The sequence below is a fragment of the Pseudomonas sp. TWR3-1-1 genome, assembly GCF_049896545.1.
Lineage (GTDB): Bacteria > Pseudomonadota > Gammaproteobacteria > Pseudomonadales > Pseudomonadaceae > Aquipseudomonas > Aquipseudomonas weihenstephanensis.
On the sequence record NZ_JAFCUO010000012.1, the window covers coordinates 35523 to 62291 of the forward strand.

Here is a 26769-nt window from a genome sequence, read left to right on the forward strand (position 1 = left end):
TAAACGGTTGAGTCGCGAATCGTCTCTCACTTTTATGTATTTCCAGGTATGAAACTTCAATGAATAGCGGTAACCCCCTGACCGACTCCAAGGCTTTGCACGCAAACCTTAAGCGCGGTCGCCTGGTGGTTGAGGTCAATGCATCGACCTTTGATCCTCAGGCACTTTTCAGCTTTGCCGAACGTCGTAATCCCAAGCGCGCCTTTTTGTTTGTGTCACGCGTGCTCGGTCGTCACATCCCGGCCCGTCCTTCGTTGATGGCTGACAGTTTCAACGCCCTTGCGGCACACATTCCTTCGGACTTGCCTGGCCCCGTGCTGGTGATCGGCATGGCAGAAACGGCCGTCGGCCTGGGTGGCGGTGTACACCGCGCGCTGAGCCAGACCCGTGATGACAGTGTTTATCTGGTCAGCACCCGTCACCCCACTGGCAGCGAACTGTTTGCCCGCTTTGAAGAAGAACACAGCCACGCCAGTTCGCACTTGCTGCACCTGCCGCAAGACCCGAAAACCCGCGAACTGATGCTGACTGCTCGCTCGCTGGTGCTGGTGGATGACGAAGCCTCGACCGGCAACACGTTTATCAACCTCTCCAAAGCCTTGGCCGAGGCCGGGCTGAGTAACATTGAGCGCCTCGTCACTGTCACCCTTACAGACTGGTCGCAAGATGCCGTGCGTAAAGAGCTGGGTCAACACGTCACCAGCGTGTCGTTGCTCGACGGTCGCTACACGTTCGACGAAGATCCAACCGCTGAGCTACCTGAAATGCCTGAAGTGGGCAGCGTTGCCCAAGGCGACTGGCCTCTGGATGCAAATCGCGACTGGGGGCGCATGGGTGTGCGCGAACACCTCGATACACTGGCGCCAGACCTTGAGGTCACACCCGGTGAACGCATCTTGGTGGTGGGTACCAGCGAGTTTGTATGGCGTCCCTTTTTGTTGGCCGAACGCCTGGAAAAAGCCGGTGCCGATGTGCATTTCAGCTCCACCAGTCGCTCGCCGATTGCCTTGGGCCATGCCATCGACCACGCGCTGTCGTTCTCTGACAACTACGGGCTGGGCATTCCCAACTTCCTTTATAACGTCGCCCCCGGCCAGTTCGACCGGGTGCTGATTTGCAGTGAAACCCCGGCCGCTGCTGTCGACCCGGCGCTGATCAGCGCATTGAATGCGCAGGTGATCGTTGATGACAAGTAATCGCCCACTGGTGTTTGTTGACCTCGACGACACCCTGTTCCAGACCGCCCGCAAAATGGGCGACGAACCGCGCTTCACTGCGACCCTCGACGTTGACGGTCAGCCCAATGGGTTTATGAGCGCGACGCAAAAGAGCTTCGTTGAGTGGCTATTGGCGACCTCGGATGTAGTACCGGTCACCGCGCGCAGCATTGAAGCCTACCAGCGGGTGCAAGTGCCGTTTACCCACGGCGCGGTGTGTGCCCACGGTGGCGTGATTCTCGCGGCGGACGGTTCGCTGGATGCCGCATGGCACGCACGCATGTGCGAGCAGTTGGCACTTGAGCAAACGCGCCTGCGTCAACTGAGTGAGCAAACGCTGGCGATTGGCACTGAGTTGGGTTTCTCGTTGCGCGGTTGGGTGGTTGAAGAGCAAGGGTTGGCCAATTACGTGGTCACCAAGCACAACAACGAAACCGATGAAGCGCTGCTCACCGTATTGGCCGAGGTCAAGGCGCGGGGGCTGCTGGAGGGCTTGTACGTCCACGGTAACGGTAACAATTTGGCGTTCCTGCCGCTGGCGCTGCAAAAGCGTGAAGCGGTGCGCGAGTGGATCCGCCGCGACCAAGCGATCAACGGCAAGCGCCCAATGCTTGGCTTTGGCGACAGCGTGTCCGACCTGGGCTTTATGGCCGAGTGCGATTGGTGGGGCACGCCCCGGCGCGGGCAACTGGCCAGCCATGTAATGGCGAGCGTCGACCATGAGTGACGCGTTTGAAGGGTTGCAGACAGTGGGCAGCGGCAGTTATGCCGCTGATGACGTGCACTTCCTGCTGCGAGCGATGCAGATTGAAGTTACCGATGTGCAGGAAAAAGAGCGCCTGATCCAGACTCAACAGCGTCATTACTCCGAGATGATCAGTCAGGAGCATCCACCGTCTGACACGCATAAAAGCCTTTACCTGCTGGCGCTGGCGCAAAATGGCGCCCGCATGGCTGGCGATGTGCAAGCACTGGCTCAGGCGTTGAATGAGCGTTACACCGGGCCTTCCATCGCGCTGGTGTCGTTTGTGCGTGCGGGCCTGCCGCTCGGTGTGCTGTTACGCCGGGCGCTGGTAGAGCAGGGTCGCGACGCACGGCATTACGGAATCAGCATCATCCGTGACCGTGGCATCGACAGCGTGGCACTAGAAGCTATTATCAAAGCCCACGGCGCCGAGAACATCGTGTTTGTAGACGGTTGGACCGGCAAAGGGGCGATCAGCGGTCAAATCCGTACCAGCCTGGCGGGCGATTCGCGTTTCCCGGCTGACCCGCGCCTGGTGGTGCTGGCCGATCCATGTGGCCGTGCGTGGTTGTCGGCGTCGGCAGAAGACTGGTTAATACCGTCAGGTATTTTGGGGGCTACCGTGTCCGGTTTGGTGTCGCGCTCCATTTGGCCGCAAGAGCCCGGGCTGCATGGCTGTGTGGTGTATGGGCATTTGGCCGGGCATGACGTGACGCAAGCGTTTATCCACAGCATCGAAACCGAGCGCGCCAAGCTGGCGCCCCAAGCCTCGGCGCAACCGTGGACGCCAGCGCAAGCACAGGCGTTGCAACACTCGGCGGTGGCCGCGGTCGAACGTATCTCGGCGCGCTTTGGGGTGAGCAATCCCAACCGCGTCAAACCGGGTATTGCCGAGGCGACGCGCGCGGTAATGCGCCGTGTTCCTGACCATGTGCTGGTACGCAGCCGTGACGATCAGGATGTGCAATTGCTGATGCACCTCACCCGTCAGGCGAATATTGACGTCGAAGAAGTGGGTGACGAGCTGGGGCCTTACCGTGCCGTGACTGTAATCAGGAGTGTTCGCTGATGATCAAACATTCCGCTTATGCCTTGGGCGCCACCCTTTATATGCCGGCCACGCGTCCCGATATTCTGGACGTGGTGTTTGGCGAAAAAATTCAAGGGCTGCGCTCGTTGGTGGTGTGCCTTGAAGACGCTGTTGCCGACACTGACGTGCAGCAGGCGCTGGCCAACCTGAAGAATCTGTTGCTGGGGATTGAAGCGCGCGGCGGGCGACCGTCCAGCGGGCCGATCCTGTTTGTGCGTCCGCGCGATGCCGAAATGGCGGCGGTGCTGAACGACTGGTCATTGATGCGCCATGTCGATGGCTTTGTGGTGCCCAAACTGCGCTTGAGTAATATCGGCCAATGGCAACAGGCGGTCACGCGCAGCGAGTTGATGCTGATGCCGACCCTTGAAACCCCGGAGGTGTTTGATCCGGGAGCCATGGTCGAACTGCGCAGTGCCATGCTGGAACAATTGCCGGGGCGTATTATCGCGCTGCGCATTGGTGGTAACGACCTGATGGGTTGCCTGGGCTTGCGCCGTAACCCGGCGATGACCCTTTACAGCACGCCCATGAGTTATGTGATCCCGATGCTGTGCGGGGTGATGGGCTCTGCGGGGTTTGCGTTGACTGCGCCAGTTTTTGAACAGCTCAATACGCCGTACTTGCTGGAGCAGGAACTGGCGTTGGACATGGCGCACGGGCTTGTGGGTAAAACGGCCATCCACCCGTCGCAAATTGCAGTTATCCACAGGGCGCTGCAAGTCACCCTTGAAGATTTGAACAGCGCACGCCAAATACTCAGTGAGTCGGCGCCTGCGGTGTTCAAGTTCAATGACGCCATGTGCGAGCCGGCGACGCATTACAAATGGGCGCAAACGGTGATTGAACGCGCGCATTGGCAAGGGGTTCGTACCGAGTGTGGTAACCCGTCCGACACTTTTGGAGGCAGCCTGAGATTGGCTGAATTGGTAGGTTGAACGAAGTTTTAAAGAAATCGGCTACAAATAAACAGGTGCTGTCCGCGTTCGATTTCGACGGCACGCTGACATATCACGACAGTTTTGTGCCGTTCTTGCGCTTTGCGTTCGGCAACCGGCTGTTCGCCATGCGTCTGTTGCGCATGATTCCAGCCACTCTTGGCTACCTGTTGGGTCAGATATCTCGCAACGATTTGAAAGAGAAGCTCATCACGGTTTATCTGACCGGCGCCAAAGTCGCCTGGGTAGAGGAACGCGCCGAAGCATTTTGTGACGTTTCGTGGCAGCGGTTAATGCGGCCTTTGGGCTTAACATCTGTCGCCCGCGAGCAAGAGGCGCAAGCATTGGTGACCATTTGCTCGGCCTCGCCTGAGTTAGTGCTCAAGCCTTTCGCCAAAAAACTGGGCATCGGCTTGATCGGCACTCAGCTGGAATCGGTTGATGGCGTGTTGACGGGTGAGATCAGCGGCACCAATTGCCGTTGCGAACAAAAAGTAATCCGGCTAGAGGCGCAATACGGGCCTTTGGACCAATACACATTGCGCGCCTGGGGTGACACCCGGGGCGATGAACAGATGCTCGGAGCCGCTCAAGAGCCACACTGGCGTGAATTTCACGCGTTGTGGCGCCGTAAGCGGCCACTTGACGTGTGCTTGCGTGAAGAACTGTAAGCACGACTCGTCATATACAGGCAATAAACTGGGTTAAACAGCACGTTGTGCACCGTAGCAGACAAGGAGACGCTTCATGGCCATTTCGCTGTCCAAGAACCAAACCATTTCCCTCGAAAAAGAAGCAGGAACCGGTCTCAAGAAAATCCGCATGGGCCTGGGCTGGGACCCGGTCAAACCGAGCGGTTTTTTTGCCAAGTTGCTCAACAGTGACACGGCCATCGACCTCGATGCCTCCTGCATTGTGCTCGACAGCAGCAAACAGCTGTTGGATCTGGTCTGGTTTCGCGAGCTCAAATCCAAAGATGGCTCTATCGTTCACTCCGGCGACAACCGCACCGGCGAAGGTGATGGGGATGACGAGTCGATCCAGGTCAATCTTGAGCAATTGCCATCGGGTGTTAAGCACCTGGTGTTTACGGTTAACTCGTTCACCGGGCAAAACTTTGAGTCGGTAGAAAACGCCTACTGCCGTATCGTCGATGAAGTGACAGGCAAAGAGCTGGCGCGTTTCAACCTGTCGGATAAAGGCCGGCATACGGGTGTGGTCATGGCCTACCTGAGCCGCACAGCGGCGGGCTGGGATTTGACCGCAATCGGGACTGTGGCCAATGGCCGTACTGCTCAGGACCTGGCTAACGAGGCTGCTCAGGCGGTGCGCGCATGAGCACATTGACTCCGGGCGCCAATACGTCCGTTTCATCGGGCAGCCAAACCGTCACCATCAGCTATGCCCCGGTTGCAGGCGCTGACCTTGACGTGTCGGCATTCCTGCTTGCGGAGTCAGGCAAGGTGCGTGGCGACAACGACATGTGCTTCTTCGGCCAGCAAAGCGTGAACAATGGCGCGGTCAAACTGGTGGAATCCGCCGCTGGGCGTACGGTGTTCAGCCTCAACCTGGAGGCCATTGATCCGGCCATTGAAAAAGTCGCGTTGACTGCCACGATCTACGAGAACAAAGCCAAATTTGCAGCGTTCCCGCAGTTGAACGTATCCGTGAGCGGGGGCATCGAAGCGCCGATTCCGACCCAAGGCATGCAAGAAACGGCATTGATTCTCGGCGAATTCTACCGTCGCCAGGGCGCCTGGAAATTCCGTTGTGTGGCCCAGGGCTTTGCCGGTGGCCTGGCGCCTTTGGCTGAGCACTTTGGGGTTGATATCGCCGCGCCTGCGCCCGTTTCTGCGCCAACGCCAACGCCAACGCCTGCTCCAGCGCCAGCCGCACCTGCGCCGGCGTCCAAAATCAACTTGTCGAAGATCACCCTCGACAAACAGCGTCCCTCCATCAGTCTGGAGAAGAAGGACGGCGATTTTGGCGAGATCAAAATCAACCTTAACTGGAACCGCACCTCGCAAAGCAGTGGCGCAGGTGGTTTCTTTGCTTCGCTGCGCGGCAAGTCGGGCGGCATCGATCTGGATGTGGGTTGCCTTTACGAAATGGCCAATGGCCAAAAAGGTGCAGTACAGGCCCTGGGCAATGCGTTCGGTGACTTCCGTGACGAGCCATTTATCCAACTGATGGGCGACGACCGTACAGGCTCGGTGAGTGATGGCGAGTGGTTGCGCATCAACGGCAAGGAATGGCGTCAGATCCGTCGCGTGCTGGTGTATGCCTTCATTTACGAAGGCGCCCCGAACTGGCAAGCGACTGACGGCGTGATCACGTTGTACATTCCGGGCGAAGCGCCCATTGAAGTGCGCTTGAGCGAGGAGGGCGGCAGCAAAGGCATGTGCGCCATCGCTCTGCTCGAAAACGTCGGTGGCAGTGTGCGGGTTAACCGCAAGGTCGAGTTCTTCAAAGGGCATTCGGACATGGACAAAGCCTTTGGCTGGGGCATGCGCTGGTCTGCCGGGTCCAAATGAGCGCTCTGTGAATGGCCGCCTGCTGATGCAGGCGGCGCTCCTTCAATCTCTGACAAGGTGACTCCAATGCTCGAATGGCTGAAAACCAATGCAACTGCCGCCCGTGACAAGCTCTCGGCGGAAGTCAGCAAGTTCAAGAACCGTGAATTCATGGAAGCAGTCGTTTCCGGGTGCGCTCTGGTGGCCGCCGCTGATGGCACCATCAGCAGCGATGAAAAGCAAAAGATGGTCGGTTTTATCCAGAACTCCAACGAGCTGAAAGCGTTCGACGTTAAAGACGTGATCAAGTCATTCAACGCCGTGTGCGAAAAGTTTGAGTTTGACCAACAGATCGGACGTGCCGAGGCACTGAAGTCGATTGGTCAATTGCGTAAAAAAGAAGATGCCGCCCGTCTGCTGGTGCGCGTGTGCTGCGCCATCGGCAGTGCAGACGGCAACTTCGATGAAAGTGAGCGGGCTGCTTGCCGCACCATCTGCAATGAGCTGGGGCTGAACCCTGGCGATTTTGATCTCTGAGGACATCATGGAAAACACGGCAATTGGCTTTCCGCCAACTACCATCGCTGTATTTGTGGCACTGGCGGTCATTGCTCTGGCAATCGATCTGTTCACCCACAAAAGCGATAAACCGGTCTCGCTGACCAACGCTGCCGTTTGGTCAGTGTTTTGGGTGCTGATCTCCCTCGCCTTTGCGGGCTACCTGTATTACGCCCACGGCCCAAGCGTGGCCAGCCTGTTTGTGACCGGTTACGCGCTGGAAAAAGTCCTCAGCGTCGACAACCTGTTCGTGTTCATGGCGATCTTTGCCTGGTTCAAAATCCCTGACGCCTTGCGTCACCGTGTTTTGTACTGGGGCATCATCGGCGCCATCGTGTTCCGTCTGATCTTCGTAGCGATCGGTACTGGTCTGCTGGCGTTTGGCCCATGGGTCGAAGTGCTGTTCGCGGTCGTTGTTGCCTGGACGGCGATCATGATGCTGCGCAGCAAGGAAGAGGACGAAGAAGAGGACTACTCCCAGCACATTGCCTACCGTTTTGCGAAAAAGCTGTTCCCGGTATGGCCGAAGCTGCACGGGCATAATTTCTTTGTTTCGCGCACAGAGCTTGAAAAAGAGATCACGAAGCCGCAGAACAAGGGAATGACCCTGGTCGGTAAGGGCGCTCTGTTCGCGACACCGCTGTTTTTGTGTGTGGTGGTGGTTGAGGTGTCGGACATTCTGTTCGCATTCGACTCCGTCCCGGCAGTGATTGCCGTGAGCCGTGAGCCATTGATCGTGTACTCGGCGATGATGTTCGCGATTCTGGGCCTGCGTACCATGTACTTCGTGCTTGAGGCCCTGAAACGCTACCTGGTTCACTTGGAAAAATCGGTTATCGCACTGTTGTTCTTTATCGCCGGCAAGCTGGCCCTGAACGCAACCGATCACCTGTTTGGCCACGGCATCAGCATTGATCCGAACACCAGCTTGATCGTTGTGTTGGTGGTATTGGCCATAGGTATCGTGGCCAGCATCATCTTTCCCGGTAAAGATGAAGAGCAATCTGACGTCAAAAACGACACGAACGCTTGATCGCATATTTATTAAGGAGAATTACTCATGGCACTTTCCCTCTCCAAAGGCGGCAACCTGTCTTTGTCCAAAGAAGCCCCCGGGATGACCAAAGTCCTCGTGGGTCTGGGCTGGGATGCTCGCTCCACCGATGGTCAGGATTTCGACCTGGATGCGAGTGCTTTCCTGCTCAAGGCTGACGGTAAAGTTCGCGCTGACTCCGATTTCATTTTTTACAACCAGCTCAAAAGCGTTGATGGCTCGGTAGAGCACACCGGCGACAACCGTACCGGTGAAGGTGACGGCGACGACGAGGCAATCAAGGTCGACCTGTCCAAGGTCCCTGCTGATATTGATCGCATCGCGTTCACGGTCACCATTCACGAAGCTGACGCGCGTAAGCAAAACTTCGGTCAGGTGCGCAATGCGTTTATCCGCATTGTGAATCAGGACAACAACAGTGAAGTCGCTCGTTATGACTTGGCTGAAGACGCCAGCACCGAAACGGCCATGATCTTTGCCGAGCTGTACCGCAACGGCGCCGAGTGGAAGTTCCGCGCGGTCGGCCAGGGCTTTGCAGGCGGTCTCAAGCCGCTGGCTGAAAGCTACGGCCTGAAATTTTAATCGTCACCCCATCAACTTTTTATATAAGGGTTCACGAACATGGCAGTAAGTCTGAGTAAAGGCGGCAACGTTTCCCTGACCAAAGAAGCGCCGGGCCTGACCGACGTAGTTGTAGGTCTGGGTTGGGATCCACGCGTGACCGATGGCCAGGAATTCGACCTGGACGCCTCGGTGTTCATCGTGGGCGAGAACGGCAAAGTGCTGAACGACGGCAGCTTTGTGTTCTACAACAACAAAACTTCGCCAGACGGCAACGTGGTGCACCAGGGCGACAACCGCTCCGGCGCAGGCGAAGGCGATGATGAGCAGGTCAACGTCAACCTGGCGGGCTTTGCTCCAGAAACCAAGAAACTGGTTTTTGCAGTGACCATTCACGACGCTGATGCACGCAAGCAGAGCTTTGGCCAGGTTTCAAATGCCTTCATTCGCGTTCTGAACAAAGCGGATGGCAAGGAAATCGCGCGCTACGACCTGAGCGAAGACGCCTCGACTGAAACCGCGATGATTTTTGGTGAGCTGTACAACCACAATGGCGAGTGGAAGTTCAAGGCAATCGGTTCGGGTTTTGCGGGTGGCCTGGCGCCATTGGCTGCGAGCTACGGCGTTAATCTGGGCTAATCCCCAGCGTTAATCAAAAGGCCCGCTGCGTAACCGCAGCGGGCCTTTTTTTTGAGCTACAGGCCACACGTATTGCTGGCGTATCCCGTCTAGAACGCTTTAAAAATACTCATGTCCGCAGCAGATACGTTGATGTGAGCGATTGCGCAACTTTTACACAGTGAAAAATGTAATGTGCTTGGTTTTAAACTCGCCATCCCTTTAAAAAAAAGGCCTGTGGTTAATTGCGCAATTATTGGCAGCGCGTTGCGCAACAAGTTGCTCACTATCAGCTGGAAATCAGACTTTTTAGTGTTTGTTTTTATTGTCGGTTTCGCCAAAGCCCCGGTTTAAACGCCTCGGCTTAGTGTTGGCACAACTCTTGGTTATATAACGGGGACTGCAAGTACATTTGTCTTGCGGGTTACTCATAGTGTTTTCAAGGAGAGTGTTATGGCTACGCCAGCGTATATGTCCGTCACCGGCGAGAAACAAGGATTGATCACAGCGGGTGCATTTACAGCAGACTCAGTGGGAAATACGTACCAGGAAGGGCATGAAGATCAAGTTATGGTTCAGGGGTTCAGCCATCAAGTGATCATTCCGCGTGATCCGCAGTCCGGCCAGCCAACCGGGCAGCGCATCCATAGGCCCGTGTGCATTACCAAAGTGTTCGATAAGGCGTCGCCCCTGCTGTTGGCCGCTCTGACGTCGGGTGAGCGCATGACCAGCATTGAGATCAAGTGGTACAGAACCTCAGCAGCCGGTACCCAGGAGCACTACTACACCACCACCCTTGAAGACGCGATTATTGTTGAAATCAAGGACTACATGCACAACTGCCAAGACCCTTCCAACTCACATTTCACGCACCTTGAAGACGTGCACTTTACCTACCGCAAAATTACGTGGACCCATGAAATCAGCGGCACTTCGGGTTCGGACGACTGGCGCGTCCCTAGTAAGTAATTAATCAGTGTGTGACCGTTATCGGCCCGTGCGCGGGTCGATAACTTTGTAGGAGTAATCCTGTGTTTAGTATGGAAACTTCGCTCTCTGAATCTCTCTCTTCTGAACTTGTTGCGCAGGGCTGCACAGGCCTATTAATGGATGCTGTAACTCTGCTCAACTTGCCCCATCAATTAGCGCAGTGGACGAATCCGTGGATATTCGAACCTTTATATACCGCCCCCCACATGGCAGGACTGGAAAGCGTATCGCCGCGCATTTTGAAAATCACAGATATTCAAAATCCGGTGTTGCAAGATTTTTTGGCTCATAGCCATGAAGAGTGGGGCTATTTGCTGCTGTGCGACGGTACGTGGCAGACGTTGGTCCAGCACATGCGCTGGTTGACCGTGGCGCGTATGCCTCACGGGCAAGATGTGTTTTTGAAGGTGGCCGATCCGGCGGTAATGCATGCCGTACTCAACAACAGAGCGTGCGAGCAAGACGCCACGCTGTTTGGTCCTTGTCGACAAATCCTCATGGCTGATGGCATTCAGGGCCGTTGGCATGCGCACAACCGCCCGGGTTCGGCGCCGGAGCCGAGCCATCAAACACCTTACCTGTTGAATGCGGCGCAAGCGCTTGCCTTTGACGATGTGAAGTTTCGTGGCGTGGTGAAAGATCTCGATACGCACATGCGCCACTACTTCTCGGGGTATCAAGGCGCAGCAACACCTGCACAACGTTGGGTTCATTTACAGGGCCTGGCCACTCAAGCGTATGAGCGTGGCTTTAACAGTGAACTCGACATCATCCGCTACGCCAATATCCACGGCTATTTGGGCGAAGAGGCCCTTCAGATCCACCTCGACCTTGAACGGATCCTAAGCACTGCCTCCCCCCAAACGCCTTCGCAGAGGGTAGAAAAAGCCGCCCATATCGCCCGATGCCGCGCCTTGAGTCTGCGGGAGCCTGAGTAATGCCAAACGCTTTCTTTCCAGAAAACCCGAACAACGTCAACAAAAGCCGGGATGACGCCCGAAGCAGCTTGGGCGCCTGCCCACTGATGAAAGACACCGTGCAATTGGTGCCGCTCTGTTATGGATTGGTGGATAACCCCGCGCTGGACCCTGCGGGGAAGATCGCGATGCCATACAACCTCACGACTCGCCCGTTGGGCATCAGACTGCTGCGTGATGGTTGGTTGTATGTGATTGAAAGCAATGGCACGTTGACCGAATTCCGGCTGCTCGACGGCATGCTCAGCGCCATGCTCTGGCAGGGCAAGCGCGTGACCCGGGATGTGCGTGATGAGCCGATCAAATCGCCGACGCTGATCGTCTCTAAACGCAGCGCACTGCACGTCACCTACAGCGAAGTACAGTGGACCGCCAAAAAGTGCCATCAAGTACTCGACAGCAAGGCTGAGCGCCAGCACTTCATGCAAGCGGTGAACGTGAGCAGCGCAAACTGCCAAACCGGCGCGCCGCATCTCTTAACCCCCGACATGGCCGAGCATTGGTTGGCAGAAGTCGCCAGCGAGCGGATCAGGGCCGAGCAGGTAGCCAAAGAAAAGGCCGAGCTACAGGCTTATGTCGAAGCCGAGAATGCGCAGCGGCGCCTCAACCAAGAACCGGAGCTGGAACTGGGCACGCCGTTACCCACCCTGACAGTGGATGCGGTGCCTGAATACGAGCGTTTGCCGTATCTATGGGAATTGCCCGCACGGTTCACTGAGCTGCCCATGACGGCACTCACGGCCTGCATTGACCCGCACTATCGGCATGACGTGCTGTACCTGGTGGTGGATGACACGCTGGGTGTGCTGCGCGAACTGGCCCAGTACCAGGACGAGGCCGTAGGCTGGATTGAAAGCTGGGCTAACGGCGGGCAGAACAAGGGTGACAACGAGCGCGATTATTTGCTGGCCTGTTATATCGAGTCCCTGAGTCAGCTCAACGCGCCTGATCTCTCAGCGCTGGGCGAGGCGAGCGATGATCCGGCGATCAAGGCGTTGTTTGCTGATTTGGCGCTTCTGCCGGAGCCGGATCGCGGGATAACGTCCACGGCGATTCTTCAATACGTCAATAAAGGTGGCTTGATGTCACCGCCTGCGGGCAACCCGACGCCGCCTGAGTTGGTCGACCTGCGTAAGGCCGCGCAAGACGAAGCCATGCACATGGTCCGGTATCAGGGGTCTACACCTGACTACACCGCCTTGGGGCGTAATATCGGCGAGGCTGACCGACGGTATTACACCCGCGAGCATTTTCGCGTGGCCCCGCAAGGCTTTGTCGACACCCACTTCGATGCCTTGATCGCCCTGGGGCTCAAGCAGGACAGTCGCATGGACGACATCCTTTATGGCGCCAAATTTGGCCAGCGCGGGGTCAATGAATTGATTGACCGTGAGGCGATGGACAGCGACCTGTTCGCCCACCGTCACGGGCTTAAACGCTGGAATAACCTGCTGGATCGCATCACGGCTGACCGCGTCGCGCGGGTCTGCTGCGGAGCGTTTCACAAAGCCGCCTGGTATTTCGATGCGCACAACAGCGCACAAGTCGGCATGGCGTTTGTGCTCGAATACGGCTGCCTGAAAGACATCTGCCGCAGTGACGACGCCACGCACCGGTTGTATGAATACACAGAACAAAACCCTCAATTCAGCCGTCCGCTGTACTACACCTTGCCCCATAGCGAACAGACTGCACTGTGGGTGCAATACGCCTTTTTAGCTGCGGCGGGTGTCGGGTTGCTCAACAACCTGAGCGCCTATCAAGGCGCGTTAGCCAAAATAGAGAATGGCCGCTTACCCGCGTTGGATCAGCTACCAGAAAGCACCCGTGCAGTGGCCGATGCCGCCCAACAAACCATGACCCCTGCGCTCAATCGCGGCCTTGAAAAAACACTTGCCGATTTTGATGGCGTATTCAAAGGGCAGACCATGCCCGACCTCGACCAATTGTTTCGCAATCTGCCTAAAAGCTTGCCCGCCCGCATTCTCGACGCCGCCAAACGAGAAGGCGTGACCTTCAGCATCGCCTCCGAGGCCGAAAAAAACAGCCTGCGCGAGAGTTTGCAGGAGGTGCTGAAAAACCGCAGTGAAATGACCGAACTCAAACGCGCACGCAACCGAATCAAGCGCACTCACGGCCACACCCACCCCAAGGCCCAAGCGTTGCTGGGGGAAATCGAACGTGTGCAGCAACTGTTGCTGTTGGACGAGGGCCGCTTGGCGGCGGGCATCAGCCCGATTACTGAATTGCCTGACGAACACCGCCGGCTGTACGGCTCAACCCCGGGACGTGCCGGGTTGACTGTGATCTTTCCTGCGGCTCACAGACAGGAAGTTGCGGGATTAATGAGGAACTTTCGCAAGGGTATTGGCAGCACCACAACAACGAGCAAACTGGGGGATGGGGCGGCCTTGTTATTGTTTGTGGCGCAAGCGGTGAATCTGGTGCAGTTGGCCAAAGAGGTCCTGAAGCAGGAAGCAGATAAACGTATTTTCGGGCCTGCGTTAAATGCGCTGGCTACGACCGCGGCAGTAGGCTTCGCTGCGGCTCAGGGCGTTTTTGATAACGCGCTAAATGCACGAAGTTTGGTGTTGGCTCAAAGTCTGCAGAATCATGCAGGTAAGTCGTTAATTGTACAAATGGGTAAGTTGCATGTTGGGTTGGGTCTAGCAAGTTATGGCTTAGGTTTGTATTCGGCTCTAGTTAGTTTGAATAATCATCATGAGGGTTGGGTGCAAGCCGTTAGAGCGGGGAATTACGCAGCTCAGAATGCTGCGTTATTCAGTGTGCTAGGTTCTGGAGGGCTGGCATTGAACAATGGGTATGGGCTCGCAAGTACTCTTCGTTCAGGGGTGGATGTAATTATTGCGAAGAGAGGTGCTGCTCGGGCTGCAGTATGGGCATCCTCTGGGGGGCATCTTGCAAAAGTTTTTTTTCGGATAAATTTAGCCGGGATTTTATTTACATTTTTAGAGCTGGGAGGTACTTGGTTTTACAATCGCTTTAACGTCAGTGCTCACGATAAATGGTTGCAAAGCACTCCTTGGGGACTAAAAGTGGCAGAGCGCAAAGTTTTTAGTATTTTGTGCTTTGAACAATATTTGAAAAAGTTGTTATACGCGCCATTTATCCAAGTCAAAGAAGAAGGATATGACTCGCTCTTGAAAAATATGCTGTTAAAACCTAAGCCGGGAGATGTTTGTTTGATTTTTCCAAATCTCACGCTGTCGGGTTTTCAAGCCGATCTTTACGGGACCGTGACTCAAAGATTGAAGATCGGAGCTCAGCGTATTACTACGATTTTTCATGAGCGTAGCTCCACCAGTCAGGTCTCTAGTGATGTGAGTCACCAGATTGAATCGGGGCTGATCCGGGGGGGCACAGAACAGTTAGTGCTTAAGTTGACCGGTTTTAGAAGTCCTGAACTAATGATTGGTCAGGTTCGTGAAGAATTATTAATCGGTCTTGAAATTTATTCGCTGAATAAAGAGGGACTGTGGAACGTGCAGTCTTATCACATTCTGTTCGATACTCAAGGAGTCGGACGTTTCCCCTCGACTGAGCAATGCGTATCCAGTGCACAGTTAACACTTTTGACAATTGACGTAGATGCTTTGGGGTTAACGATATATGACTGAATATACAGCGGCTGGCTCGTCGTGCCCAGAGTTAAAGATAGAGCGGTGTGCGGGCGATAGAGAACCCTTTCCCTCAGGAGAGCTTACCTATTTAGCTCCCTTGCCTCTGCCCACACAAACTATTCCGTATAGCCCGCATATAACCCGGATTGGTGACGCCTATTTAGAATTTGGCGCAAGTGAGCCGAAAGTCTTCGCCTATCAACTGTTCTTAGGTGGGCCGGTGGGGATTATATGTCTGATAATATTGGGGTTTCCGGTAATGATGAGTGTGTTGACAGTTTTGATTGGCTACGGTGATGAAGCTTGGAATATGTTTGTAGGTATTTATTTGGCTGCATGGGAGTCAGCACTCTGGTTTGGACTACTTTTATGCAGCCTATTCTTTTGCGTTTGGTTACATTGCCACATGCTCTTCATCAAAGTCGTTCCCACCCGTTTTAACCGTCAACGTCGCGAGGCCTGTTTCGTACCGGAAGGTTCAGATGAGCCGATCTTTGTACCTTGGGAATCACTATATGCCTGGGTAGTACAGTCCCAAGGCGCCTCCCAATATGGCGTGATTCGCCAATGCGGAATGGGGTTTGGGTTTGAGCATGAAGGCGAATGGGTTCGTGTGGAGTTTGAATGCGCGGGCACCGCGGCGGCGCTAGCGCATTGGGAAGCGATTCGTGGCTACATGGAATACGAAATAAACGACCTGAAGGACGTTCAAGATCCCGTCGACCTGCAAGGCCCAGACGACCCGCCCCACGAGGGCGTGCATACGTTTCGCAATGCCCGCGCCCGTTTGCATCAACGTATCCGCGACCAGGAAGTCGGCTGGGTGCACGGTTTTTTCTGGTATCTCTACCACGTCATGACCCTGTGGACGCTGCCCAACCATTTGGTCGAATGGGAGATAAAACGCATCGCCAAGGTAGGGCGTCGAGCGCTGCCAGCCGTGATGCGCGAATGGTCCGAACCTCTACCTCCCGATCAATGGGCCAAACCTAGCGCTGAACTGCTGCGCCTAAGCGCCAACGTCAAAGCCCTGAAAAAGCGCCGCCCACGTCTGTCGATTACCGATGTATTTGCACAGGTTTATGCCCGTGAAAAAGCAGAGACGGGTAAGCGTAACCACCATGACTGAAACTTTGAAGAAAAACCTGCCTGAGTTTAGGCCAGCCATCCCAAAGCGTGCGGGCGATAAAGAAGTTTTTCCGTCAGGATGCCTCACATATTTAGCACCGTTACCATTGCCGACAGAAGCGGTTGCTTTTTGTCCTGTTATCAGCCAAATGAGCGATCGGTATTTGGACTTTGGTGGTGGGGAGCCCAATGTTTTCACCTACCAGATGAATATAGGGGTACCACTGACGTGCGCCTGTCTAACGGGAGTTGGACTGCCAATGTTCGTGGCGTTAATGGCTATTATTATAGGTTTCGAAGTAGAGCAAGTAGTAGACGCTGCATTAGATGCTTTCATGGCAGCCAGGTTGCCTGCAATCCATATATGGTTATTTGGCTCAAGTATTCTCTTTGCTGTCTGGCTCTACCACCACAACCTGTTCACCAAAGTTATCCCCACCCGCTTTAATCGGCAGCGACGCGAAGCCTGTTTCGTACCGGAAGGTTCAGATGAACCGATCTTTGTGCCCTGGGAATCACTATATGCCTGGGTAGTACAGTCCCAAGGCGCCTCCCAATATGGCGTGATTCGCCAATGCGGGATGGGGTTTGGGTTTGAGCATGAAGGTGAGTGGGTCACAGTGGAATTTGAGTGTGCGAGCACTTCTGTAGCCGTTGCTCATTGGGAAGCGATTCGTGGCTACATGGAATACGAAATAAATGACCTGAAGGACGTTCAAGATCCCATCGACCTGCAAGGCCCAGACGACCCGCCCCACGAGGGCGTGCACACGTTTCGCAATGCCCGCGCCCGTTTGCATCAACGTATTCGCGACAAGGAAGTCGGCTGGGTGCACGGTTTTTTCTGGTATCTCTACCACGTCATGACCCTGTGGACGCTGCCCAACCATTTGGTCGAATGGGAGATAAAACGCATCGCCAAGGTAGGGCGCCGAGCGCTGCCAGCCGGAATGCGCGAATGGTCCGAGCCTCTACCTCCCGATCAATGGGCCAAACCCAGTGCTGAATTAATGCGCCTAAGCGCCAACGTCAAAGCCCTGAAAAAGCGCTCCCCACGTCTGTCGATTACCGATGTATTTGCACAGGTTTATGCCCGTGAAAAAGCAGAGACGGGTAAGCCTAATTGCCATGACTAAAATTTCGCAGAAAAATCTGCCTGAGTTTCGGCCAGCCATCCCAAAGCGTGCGGGTGATAAAGAAGTTTTTCCGTCAGGATGCCTCACATATTTAGCGCCGTTACCATTGCCGACAGAGGCGATTGCTTTTTGTCCTTATATCAGCCAGATGAATGATCGATGCTTGGATTTTGGGGGTGAAGAGCCAAGTGTTTTTTCATATCAAGTTATTTTAGGTGGTCCGTTTGGTTGCTCTTGTTTAATAGCCTTCTTTTTTCCAGTGCTTATTGGTATTTATGCTGCTCTATTGGGCTATAGCGCGCTGGATATTTGGGACGCGGTCTCAGGTTTTTATTTCGCCGCTTGGGTGCCCGCTATAGGAATGTGGTTGTTTGCATCAGCCGTATGTTTCGCCGTATGGCTCTACCACCACAACCTGTTCACCAAAGTTATCCCCACCCGCTTTAATCGGCAGCGACGCGAAGCCTGTTTCGTACCGGAAGGTTCAGATGAGCCGATCTTTGTGCCTTGGGAATCACTATATGCCTGGGTGGTACAAGCGCAGGGTGCGTCTCAATATGGCGTGATTCGCCAATGCGGTATGGGGTTTGGGTTTGAGCATGAAGGCGAATGGGTTCGTGTGGAGTTTGAATGCGCGGGCATCGCGGCGGCGCTAGCGCATTGGGAAGCGATTCGTGGCTACATGGAATACGAAATAAACGACCTGAAGGACGTTCAAGATCCCGTCGACCTGCAAGGCCCAGACGACCCGCCCCACGAGGGCGTGCACACGTTTCGCAATGCCCGCGCCCGTTTGCATCAACGTATCCGCGACCAGGAAGTCGGCTGGGTGCACGGTTTTTTCTGGTATCTCTACCACGTCATGACCCTGTGGACGCTGCCCAACCATTTGGTCGAATGGGAGATAAAACGCATCGCCAAGGTAGGGCGCCGAGCGCTGCCAGCCGTAATGCGCGAATGGTCCGAGCCTCTACCTCCCGATCAATGGGCCAAACCCAGTGCGGAATTACTGCGCCTAAGCGCCAACGGCAAAGCCCTGAAAAAGCGCTGCCCACGTCTGTCGATTACCGATGTATTTGCACAGGTTTATGCCCGTGAAAAGACGGAAGCGGGCAAGCGTAAAACCTTTAAAACATAGGCGCCATTATCAGAGCTGCCAACGGGTTCCTGGCAATGCCCAAGCCAATGCTGGCTGCTCACGCAGTAAGGTCCATTGACCGTTGTGCAACTGATGCATCGACATCTGGTGAAAGGTTCTTTTTGTAATGCCGGTGTATTCAATCAGCGACACCAACAAAGGCACCTGTGCTTTCCAGTTTTCGGCAATGAACTGATGCGCGCACTCGATGCTGCCTTGCAGTACATAGCTAAACAGAAAGCAGAACTGCGGGTTGTGCGCCAGCGCTGCATCCGACAGTTTTTTGGGTTCGCCGATCTGCTGTCGTGACGGATCAATCCATTCCCACTCGGCAAACAAAATAGGCGACCGCTGTGCGTCGCGCACCACTGCGTCAGTGCGATTGGACGATTCAAAGTGAGTGAAAAAGCCGAGCAGGTCCCCGACACGACGCACCGTGATGCCGGTATGGATATTCCAGTCCGACAACGAGCCCATGTCCCGGTTGTACCCATCCATGGGGAAATCTCGATACCAGTTGTAGGCGAAGAGCGTGGCAAAGTCGTTTAGTAAATCAAAGCGCTGCATTTCTGTTGTACCCGGCGATATGTGGCTGAACGTAAGCTTTAAGGCCACCCGTTTAAGAAAGCGACCCACGGGGCTCTCAAGTGATGTCGCTGAGCCATCATTTTAAGCTGAATAGCCGTAGCAATTCGCGTGTGTTGAGGCTCGGCAGTGGACATGTATCTTGAAAATAACGCCGGGCGAGCCAGTGTTTAAGGCTGCAACTCAAACTCCGCTATTCAAGCCAACGATACCCAAGCCTGTGATTTCACTGGATTTCAGGCACAAAAAAAGACGTCCGTGGACGTCTTTAGATGTTGAGTTGGTGGGCCGGGGTAATCTGAATTGGCATCCTATGGCATTGATTATTTAAGATAAATTTATTTTTTAGTTTTGATTGGAATACCAACCGGAATACCCCACGAGATATCTACGCTCTGGCCTGGCGCTTGTAATCGATTTTACGCCTTTGCTTCTCATCTTTGATTTGGGGGTGGTCTTCCTGCCGCTCTCGGGATACAGGTTGCGCTTGATAGGAGGCTGAAGGTGGTGAACGGCAGAACCCGGCCAGAAGCTGCCCTTCACGAAATGTAGCAAACGGCCGAATCTGTTAAAAATCGGTTTCTCGGACTGCCAGTAGACTCATCGTCGCCCCTCTTCTGCATGCTGCTGAGTAAAATCTTAGTGCGAGTGTGCAGTGATTCCGGATATCGGTATCGGGCACGTACTTTTTTGCCGTAAAAATCACATTTAACTGTTTGAACACAGTCAGTCAGAAGCGGAAAGTCTTCGCGCCAATCGTGTCTAACCGTATATCCATTTTTGGATATATGCAAAATCAGGGTCACCGCTTAGCGGGCACGAGCAGAAAAAATCCAAAATTTTTCGCGGCGAGCTATAATTAGGAACTTCTAAACTGAAAAAAACTATGTGCATGACAACACTTCCTGGCAGCTGGATATATATTTTGCTTAGCTCTTCGGATTACACTCGCTGCAAGATAGGCCGAACCGATGGAAATCCTTTAAAAAGATTCAGAAATCTTAGAACTGGCGATCCCAACCTAGCGTTGCACGTAGCATATTATGTGCCAGCAAAATTGGCTTCAATCTCAAAGATTGAGTCCAGTATTCATTACGAATTTAAAGACTATCGAATCACCAATCACGAGGATACAAATTCTGAGTGGTTCAGGGTCGAGTTTGAACAAGCAGAAATGTATATAGACTATCTGTTAGAATCGTTTTTTGATCAGGAGCTTTCTAACCGATCAAATATCCACTTAGACATTCCGACAAAAATGTATGAGTCAGATCTAAGGGATATCTATGAGCCTGATCTTCATGACCGAAGCTTTGCTGAATGGGTTTTGAGAAATACTGAAGAGTAACCAGCAGTCAAAAATTGCTCACCACGTTCTTTAGCCACGCGACTCTGCCTACCGGGAGAGAAACTGAATAGGAAGTTTTCGCAGTAAATACGGTAGCGATCAGAGTGGTCAGCTTTTGGCTCAAAAGATCTTTCCGCCTCGCCGGTCCAGCTAGAGTCCTCACTTGACAAAATCGGTGCATCCCGTATCTTACATTCGCGCTCCCCGGCTCTCGCGCGCGATCATACCTAAACGCGCCTCTCAGGTATGTGTCTGATCTCGCAGGCATTCATGTCTGTGAGTAGGACAGGATTGTGAAGAGGGGGGAAGCGCACTATTTCTTCGTTGTCTTCCTGTAAATGCTTTCCAGCCTAAGTTCTTGGCAGAGCTCCTGCCTAATCAAAGCCTTTTCCTTCCAGCTGTCTTCGTAAATGATTTGCTCGTCGAGCCTTACATATACTACACAGTCGCCTTTATCTGAGAAATGCACGTTTCTATACACTGCCAGCACTTTTCTGTTTACTATTATCTTGTTTCCATTTTGCACGGTTATTCCAGGCAGGGTTTGGATCTGGTGCGGGGTTTTTTCGAGTATCGTTTTGGCATACGGCAAAGCTGTCAAGCTATCTCGAATGTGCGATTGAGCCCGTGTGATTCTCGTTAGATGCCGCCATGCGTAATTGCTGATAGATACTTTTCCAAGGCAGCAGGGCACAATTCCTCGGATTTTAGAAAATTTAGGGCGGGCCCATTCTCGTACTTGAGCAGTTGTGGCAAAGATCGGAACGGTGAACCTTCCCATTCCGCTTACAGGTCGGTGCTGTTTGTGTATCAGCCGTTCGATTTCAAATCTGGAGGCCGGCGTCAGAGTGTGATTTTCAGAAACTGATAAGGTCTCAATTGGTGTTTTTTTGTCGATGAGCTTCCAGTAAATCTTTGTTTCTGGATCAAGGCGTACCCAAATCAAAATTACGGGTTGATTGGTGGCTTTCCACTTTTTCAAGTGTTCTTGATCAACATTCTGTAAGCGCCATCGTTTTTTGGTCGGCGTCCAGCGCCCGAAGCTTACCCCAGTTTTAACTTGCACAGCTAATTGTGCGTGGGTTGGGCTGGGAAAATCGACTGGAAACTTCAGCTGAAGATCAAGGGCACCTATTCCTTCGCCGCGCATGGTCTCTCGATGAGCTTCACCGTTGAAAATTAGAGATAAGACACTTGCAGCCAAGTTCTCACCGGCATTGCCTTGGTCGAATTTAAAGATGTTCATCAAATTTTCCGTGTAATTATCATGCTGAGCTTATCAGCAATTTTGAATGCAGCGACAGTAGGATCTAATCGACGGTCTAACGCCGTTCCTAGCATCAACCTATGGGCGCTAGGGGTGACTGCTGCGTGTTGCGACCGGCGGCACACGGCCAGAAGCGGACGTTCCCGAGACCTGAAGCAGCCACTAAGTGATGTCGTACACAACGGTCACGCCAGAATCCCGTCGGTGAACCCTCCTGATGCTCAAGGAACAGTTGGGTCGGGATTGATGATCAGTATCTGCCGCTATCTACTCTTCACTGGTGTGCGGGTGATACCGAAGCTACTTTTACTCTTTACCTGAAAGTAGCTCTATGATACTAACCTAAAGTGGATGCTAGCCTTTCATCTGGAAAGTATATTTCATGCAGAATATAGGGCGTTATAAAATTGAAAGCGTACTTGGATACAAATATTCTTAGGCAGCTAAAAAAAATCCCAGAATCAACCGAGATTGAATTGATATGTTCGCAACTTGGTATCATGGAGCTTATCTCAGGAATGACCTCGGAGCGAGAGTATGCTATACGAAGGTCCGCTCTCGCCAACATATTAACGAGGGATGTTTCAATAGTCTGGGAGTCGATTGCAACGTTGCAATCTAAAGCCTTTGCTCTGGATATCCCCGACTATGATGTGCCTGCCACTAAAGCGATAATGGAGGAATTAATTAAGATACCAACGCTTGCCGAGGCGGAAAAGATTGAGGTAAGTTTTGGTGGCAATACCTACACCATTAGTACACTTACAAAATATGATGAGGATCTAATGGATGAGAGCGTATCGACTTTAAGTGGAACGCTTTCAACGTCAAAAGAAGATCGCCAAACCCTTAAAGCGAATCCCTATACTCCTGCGGTCATTCGAACATTCTCGGAAATTACAATAGTTAATTTTCTTAAGCACCTAGGAATCGAAAAATTCTCTCCACAATATATGAGATCTATTGAACACTATAGCAAGCACAGGCCGCTAAGCAACTACATAGATTGCTTGACAGCTTACACTATGGATGCCATGGAAAGTGGAAATCCGCCTGGAAGAAATGATGGGCATGACATAGCGCATTTGGCCTACAGCGATGATGTAGAGTTTTTTGTATCAGATGACAAGATCTATCAACGCCTGCAGCAAGATCTATTCACTGTCAAATTTTTGAAATTTGACGAGTTTATTTTGCGAAAATTCTAGTCAAGCGTTTATACGCTGATTAAGTAAAGCACCCTGAGTTTCATTGGGCAAAGATACTTTCCGCGCTCCCGACGAGTTGTCTATGAAGGGCTGTTATGAGCCGGTTGCAGCCCTTGGCAACTGGCAGAGAACGGCCAGTATCTGCCCTTCGCAGAGGGGGCAGTAGTCGGTCAAAAATAGGAACTATTCATCAGTATATTCGGAGCATTTTAGTACCAAGTACTTTCGATGAACATTATAAAATACACATCCATTGTGAATGATCAGTCCTCAATGTAACTGAATAGGTGCATAAGCTGGTCGTTAGGGCTGGAGGCGCAGCAGAGCCACTGTACTACCCATAATCGAAAGTGATGGGTACTCGAAGGGAGTGGCACAGACAGCCGTTGATTGCTGTCAATCAGCGGCCGCATAACCTTGCACGTTTGCTTAGCTCTCAAGATGAATTTGCGATTTGAACAATTTACCTATCCGCAGAGATGCCGAGAGGCCGTCTGATGATGTGTAATTTCGGCCTATCAGCTTTGGCCAGTCTGTTGATGCCTGCTGTAACAGGCTGGTGACGGTGGGTTGGTCCGCGAGCTCGTCTACCGCATCACGATTTACTCCCTGTTGAATGATCACATTAGTGACCAGAACGCCGTCGATGCGCAAAGCTCGAGGCAGCGCGAGTTTGGTCTCACGGCCGATGAACCCGTCTTCGAATACCTGTCGTTGCGAAAGGTCTTCAGTCAATTCGCTGCGTATCCTCGTATCCCGCTCATTCAATGCCTGACGTTGACGGTCAGCCGCTGCCCTGGTTGGAGTTCTCAAAACATCCGCCCATACGCCTTCTGGCAACGCTACAGCCTCGGCTGCGTTCTCGAATCCGGACATTCTCAACAGTTTGGACATTACGCCTCGAGTGGCCGCGTCGTTGGCTTGAGGAATTTCACTCGACAAAATTTCTACAGGCTCATCCGGTGGAGGGTCAATCACGTGAAGTCTACTTCCACCCATATCTTCCAGACCGATGGTTAGGCCACACACCAGTCTCTGACCAGTGTAGTTAGGTGGAAACACCAATGAATGTTTCTGTGCAACGCCCCCCGCCAACTGTTGAGTGCTGTAATTGACACCCGACTGTGTACCTTTGCATTCGATGACGTGCCAGCGACCTTTCGAGTCTCTTGCCACGAAGTCTGGGGTCTTGTTAGGCCCTCGCTTGGCAAGACGTCGCTGGGTCACGCCGAGGGTCCGAGCGTGTTGGCGCATGAAATAGATACCGTCTACGACCAAATCAAAGTCAAGCGTGTCCCACAGCCATGCCATGGACACACCCATACCGAAATCATCGCTAAGAATGGTTTTCTGGTGAGGGTCGAGTGATGCAAAGCTCTTGGTCAGCTTCATCTGCACATCATTGGGTGTGATTGCGGCGAGATAGCGAACCCACGCCCAAAATTCGCTGAGACTGACGCCTGTGACGGCGGCTGGCGTAGTGAGGTAACCGATCGTCAAAAGCATTTCAGGAATGTTCAGATCGTATTCACTCAACCCTTTGTGAAATTTTCTGGGAAAGAGCGGATGGATATGAGAGCCTGGCCAAGTGGATTTGTCGATGAAGATAGATAGTTTTCGGTTCACGCCGTTACGGTCCTTGAATGGTTCACAACCAGGGTTGGCCATTTACCTTGGCAACCCATCCTTTTAACTTCGGGCTGGGTACCCAGACCTTTGTGACCTCTGTCTCAGAGGTTTTAGCGGCTCAATCTACAGATGGACGCCTCATGACGATATGCTCTGGAGTCACGTCTGCGTCCGAAAGTGTATACCGGCTGCTCACGCTGCAAACGGTGATATCCGTGTAGGGTGATGACAAGCATGGATATGAGGATGAATCGCCTCTGGGTTCGTGGACAACTTCGAGTCACAGCTTCTGGCCGTTTTCTGCCTGTCCCGACCGACCGAAATCGGCCAAAAGCAGTCGTTGGCAAAAGACTGCTTTCCACCACAAGGGAACCTCAAACTTATTAAGAAGGTTACTGAGCTCCAGTGCTTCAGTCCAAACAAATTGAGAGACTCAATCAAGCTACGTAAGGTTGCTCCGTTCTTCGCATATTCATGCAAAAAGAGACGGCGGTTTAGGAGGAGGGGGTGGTGCTTCAAGTCTTCTCATCCACTGATTGAAGGGCGCTGTTTGACCGGGAATTTGGAATGGATTAGAAAGAACGTGGCAATATTGTTCTGCGTGACTTGATCTGTCAGCAGGATATAAAAAGGACACGTCGTATTTCTTCAATAGAGCGAATGTACTCTCAGTTGGGTAGGGGTCGTCAATGTGATCATGTAGAAAAAGTTCATAAAGCAATAGCCAATTTTGGTCTAGCTCATAAAGGGTTGCGTTATTGATAACCCTTAATGCATATTCTTTAGCCAGGGCGATAGAGTTGTTGAACTTGCATAGCATAGTGATTGCTGCACAGTCTTCAGAATTAATCACCTCCGTAATTTGATTGTTGCCTGGCTCGCGATTGAGCTGCTTTAAATAATAAAGAGCCCAGCACATACCATCTGATCGCCTATGCAGTGCATTTATTGTAATGATCTTGTTGAGCTTGTCATGTGTTGCATCTACATCATACTCATCGGATCGAGCATCAATTTTTTCGAGTAGCGGAAGCAGGGCTGGGAAATGCCAAGAAAGATTTAAAGTATAGTTAAAAACTGCAGCCGCAGCTTCATTGTTTGATCGAGGGGCAATTGCACTGATAGCATATCTAAGCACGCTGCCATCTGGAGTTTCGTTGTTGAGACGGACGGCAAAATCAAGAAAGTTAATTGCCTCGCTGGTGTTTAGTGTAAGTAATCCTTCATTGTCCGTACGTTTAGGGAGAGCGTTGTTTAGCAAAGAGGTCCATGAGTCCTGCAAAGGCTCGGGCAATTCCTTGATGGAGGTTTTAGTTAAATTTAGAGATAGTCTATAACTTGAGAGCTCTTGTCCAAGTAGTCGGATAAAGCTTTGTGCCTCGTCATGAGTTTCACAGTACGCTGTGTAATCATCAATGTATCGTGTAAATATAAAACCATATCCGTCAAGCACTTTATCAATTCGGCATAAAATTATCTCTACAGCTAAGTTGGAGGCTGCGGGTCCAATAGGAAGGCCAGAGGTTTCGTTTCTTTTCGTGTTTCTGAATGCGATATCTAGAAGGCTACTCCAATGCTTTGGCTTTGCATAAAGATTTTTCTTTGCTTCGTCGTATCCTTGGATGGCCCATTCAAGAGAGTGCGAGTAGACGGAGCCAAAGCAGTTGGAAATGTCGGTATGGGCACGAAATCGCTTCCCAAAAGTATCTTCAAGAGCGGTATTAGTGCGCGCTTCATGGCTCTCGTAGTTCATGATAAACATTCGCCCATCGATATGTTCTTCTACTCTTATGGCGCTCTGGTCACTGGAGGTCAGTTTCGTTATTTCGTCGTAATTGGCCATGATTCTTGCATGCAATCTTGCATAAGCAAGCGGATGTAATAGAGCCAAGGTGCGGGAGATATTGTTGTACCTAGTTACGCGGTATTCAACAAGATCGAACCAGTGCTGCTTTCGAGTATCTTGAATAGGTAAATTTGAAAGCTCTACTGCAATTTCCGGAGTAAAGCGTCGTGTTGTAAAGCAAGGAGGTAATTCGCTAGCTGAGCCTTTCTGATTTGGGAAGTAATTCCATCTCGTCAAAGCCTCTGAGAAATGTCGTTCAGGAGAAAGGCCTAGTGGAATGCTAGTGAAGGGGCTAGTAAACTCTTTCAATTAAATCTCCTTATTCAACCGTTTGCTGCCTGAACATAAAAATCATATTACTCTGCTCCAAGAAAAACGAGTTGTCGAATTTTTCTAAGTGCTGAGCGATGTAACCGATTTGACTGGTCATGATACGCCGTCTAATGTGGCCAAAATTAGCTGAGATGAAAGGTTCGCTTGAGGCGGATGGGCGAATGTAGAGACTAGATAACGGCAGCATATGGCCGAAAGACTGACCAGTCTTGAGCGTCCGCTTATGGCCGGTTGCTGCCCCTCAAAACC

At 52.6% G+C, this 26769-nt stretch carries 23 protein-coding genes; 19 read left to right on the top strand and 4 right to left on the bottom strand.

What is annotated here, in order from left to right:
* Positions 1-59: 59 nt before the first annotated feature.
* From ACP7A4_RS20800 to ACP7A4_RS20880, 17 genes are all read left to right on the top strand, one after another.
* Positions 60-1196 (top strand): phosphoribosyltransferase domain-containing protein, encoded by a 1137-nt coding sequence (locus tag ACP7A4_RS20800; protein WP_426248107.1) that lies wholly within the window; start codon positions 60-62, stop codon positions 1194-1196.
* Positions 1186-1944, top strand: coding sequence for a hypothetical protein (locus ACP7A4_RS20805; RefSeq protein ID WP_059762625.1), 759 nt, complete (start codon positions 1186-1188; stop codon positions 1942-1944). The genes ACP7A4_RS20800 and ACP7A4_RS20805 overlap by 11 nt, the downstream gene beginning before the upstream one ends.
* The gene (locus tag ACP7A4_RS20810; protein ID WP_203303625.1) at positions 1937-3031 is read left to right on the top strand and encodes a cysteine protease StiP family protein; all 1095 of its coding nucleotides are present in this window, start codon (positions 1937-1939) and stop codon (positions 3029-3031) included. Before ACP7A4_RS20805 ends, ACP7A4_RS20810 begins: the two co-directional genes overlap by 8 nt.
* Positions 3031-3990 (top strand): HpcH/HpaI aldolase/citrate lyase family protein, encoded by a 960-nt coding sequence (locus ACP7A4_RS20815; RefSeq protein WP_048365959.1) that lies wholly within the window; start codon positions 3031-3033, stop codon positions 3988-3990. Before ACP7A4_RS20810 ends, ACP7A4_RS20815 begins: the two co-directional genes overlap by 1 nt.
* The gene (locus ACP7A4_RS20820) at positions 3987-4661 is read left to right on the top strand and encodes an HAD family hydrolase (protein WP_059762620.1); all 675 of its coding nucleotides are present in this window, start codon (positions 3987-3989) and stop codon (positions 4659-4661) included. Before ACP7A4_RS20815 ends, ACP7A4_RS20820 begins: the two co-directional genes overlap by 4 nt.
* Before the next feature lie 76 nt (positions 4662-4737).
* Positions 4738-5328: a TerD family protein gene (locus ACP7A4_RS20825; protein WP_048365961.1), complete on the top strand. Its 591-nt coding sequence runs from the start codon at positions 4738-4740 to the stop codon at positions 5326-5328.
* Complete coding sequence (locus tag ACP7A4_RS20830) at positions 5325-6524, top strand: TerD family protein (RefSeq protein ID WP_203303623.1); 1200 nt, start codon at positions 5325-5327, stop codon at positions 6522-6524. Before ACP7A4_RS20825 ends, ACP7A4_RS20830 begins: the two co-directional genes overlap by 4 nt.
* Positions 6525-6590: 66 nt before the next feature.
* A complete protein-coding gene (locus ACP7A4_RS20835) occupies positions 6591-7040 on the top strand; it encodes a tellurite resistance TerB family protein (RefSeq protein ID WP_048365963.1) in 450 nt (149 codons plus the stop codon).
* Positions 7041-7047: 7 nt separating this feature from the next.
* A complete protein-coding gene (locus ACP7A4_RS20840; protein ID WP_048365964.1) occupies positions 7048-8094 on the top strand; it encodes a TerC/Alx family metal homeostasis membrane protein in 1047 nt (348 codons plus the stop codon).
* Between the two features lie 27 nt (positions 8095-8121).
* The gene (locus ACP7A4_RS20845) at positions 8122-8697 is read left to right on the top strand and encodes a TerD family protein (RefSeq protein ID WP_048365965.1); all 576 of its coding nucleotides are present in this window, start codon (positions 8122-8124) and stop codon (positions 8695-8697) included.
* Between the two features lie 39 nt (positions 8698-8736).
* Positions 8737-9315 carry a TerD family protein gene (locus tag ACP7A4_RS20850; protein WP_048365966.1) on the top strand — a complete coding sequence of 193 codons (579 nt, stop codon included), beginning with the start codon at positions 8737-8739 and terminating at the stop codon, positions 9313-9315.
* Between the two features lie 432 nt (positions 9316-9747).
* Complete coding sequence (locus tag ACP7A4_RS20855) at positions 9748-10263, top strand: Hcp family type VI secretion system effector (protein WP_059762617.1); 516 nt, start codon at positions 9748-9750, stop codon at positions 10261-10263.
* 137 nt (positions 10264-10400) lie between these two features.
* Complete coding sequence (locus ACP7A4_RS20860; protein WP_238938491.1) at positions 10401-11222, top strand: DUF4123 domain-containing protein; 822 nt, start codon at positions 10401-10403, stop codon at positions 11220-11222.
* On the top strand, positions 11222-14899 hold the full coding sequence (locus tag ACP7A4_RS20865) for a toxin VasX (protein WP_426248114.1): 3678 nt from the start codon (positions 11222-11224) through the stop codon (positions 14897-14899). Before ACP7A4_RS20860 ends, ACP7A4_RS20865 begins: the two co-directional genes overlap by 1 nt.
* 409 nt (positions 14900-15308) lie before the next feature.
* The gene (locus tag ACP7A4_RS20870) at positions 15309-16031 is read left to right on the top strand and encodes a hypothetical protein (protein WP_426248116.1); all 723 of its coding nucleotides are present in this window, start codon (positions 15309-15311) and stop codon (positions 16029-16031) included.
* On the top strand, positions 16024-17166 hold the full coding sequence (locus ACP7A4_RS20875; RefSeq protein ID WP_426248117.1) for a hypothetical protein: 1143 nt from the start codon (positions 16024-16026) through the stop codon (positions 17164-17166). Before ACP7A4_RS20870 ends, ACP7A4_RS20875 begins: the two co-directional genes overlap by 8 nt.
* Positions 17126-18304, top strand: a complete 1179-nt coding sequence (locus tag ACP7A4_RS20880; RefSeq protein ID WP_426248119.1) for a hypothetical protein — start codon at positions 17126-17128, stop codon at positions 18302-18304. Before ACP7A4_RS20875 ends, ACP7A4_RS20880 begins: the two co-directional genes overlap by 41 nt.
* Positions 18305-18313: 9 nt before the next feature.
* Here the strand turns inward: ACP7A4_RS20880 and ACP7A4_RS20885 are convergent, their stop codons facing one another.
* Entirely contained in the window at positions 18314-18871 is a 558-nt protein-coding gene (locus ACP7A4_RS20885) for a hypothetical protein (protein WP_426248121.1), read from the bottom strand.
* Positions 18872-19781: 910 nt separating this feature from the next.
* Here ACP7A4_RS20885 and ACP7A4_RS20890 point away from each other — a divergent pair.
* A complete protein-coding gene (locus ACP7A4_RS20890; RefSeq protein ID WP_426248123.1) occupies positions 19782-20237 on the top strand; it encodes a GIY-YIG nuclease family protein in 456 nt (151 codons plus the stop codon).
* Positions 20238-20550: 313 nt separating this feature from the next.
* Here ACP7A4_RS20890 and ACP7A4_RS20895 read toward each other — a convergent pair whose 3' ends face one another.
* Positions 20551-21483, bottom strand: coding sequence for a DUF4365 domain-containing protein (locus ACP7A4_RS20895; RefSeq protein WP_426248125.1), 933 nt, complete (start codon positions 21481-21483; stop codon positions 20551-20553).
* A gap of 440 nt (positions 21484-21923) precedes the next feature.
* Here ACP7A4_RS20895 and ACP7A4_RS20900 point away from each other — a divergent pair, with 440 nt between their 5' ends.
* Entirely contained in the window at positions 21924-22712 is a 789-nt protein-coding gene (locus tag ACP7A4_RS20900; protein WP_426248126.1) for a hypothetical protein, read from the top strand.
* 429 nt (positions 22713-23141) lie between these two features.
* Here the strand turns inward: ACP7A4_RS20900 and ACP7A4_RS20905 are convergent, their stop codons facing one another.
* Positions 23142-24380 (bottom strand): hypothetical protein, encoded by a 1239-nt coding sequence (locus tag ACP7A4_RS20905; protein ID WP_426248128.1) that lies wholly within the window; start codon positions 24378-24380, stop codon positions 23142-23144.
* 433 nt (positions 24381-24813) lie between these two features.
* The gene (gene drt4, locus ACP7A4_RS20910; RefSeq protein WP_426248130.1) at positions 24814-26496 is read right to left on the bottom strand and encodes an antiviral reverse transcriptase Drt4; all 1683 of its coding nucleotides are present in this window, start codon (positions 26494-26496) and stop codon (positions 24814-24816) included.
* Positions 26497-26769 lie beyond the last annotated feature (273 nt).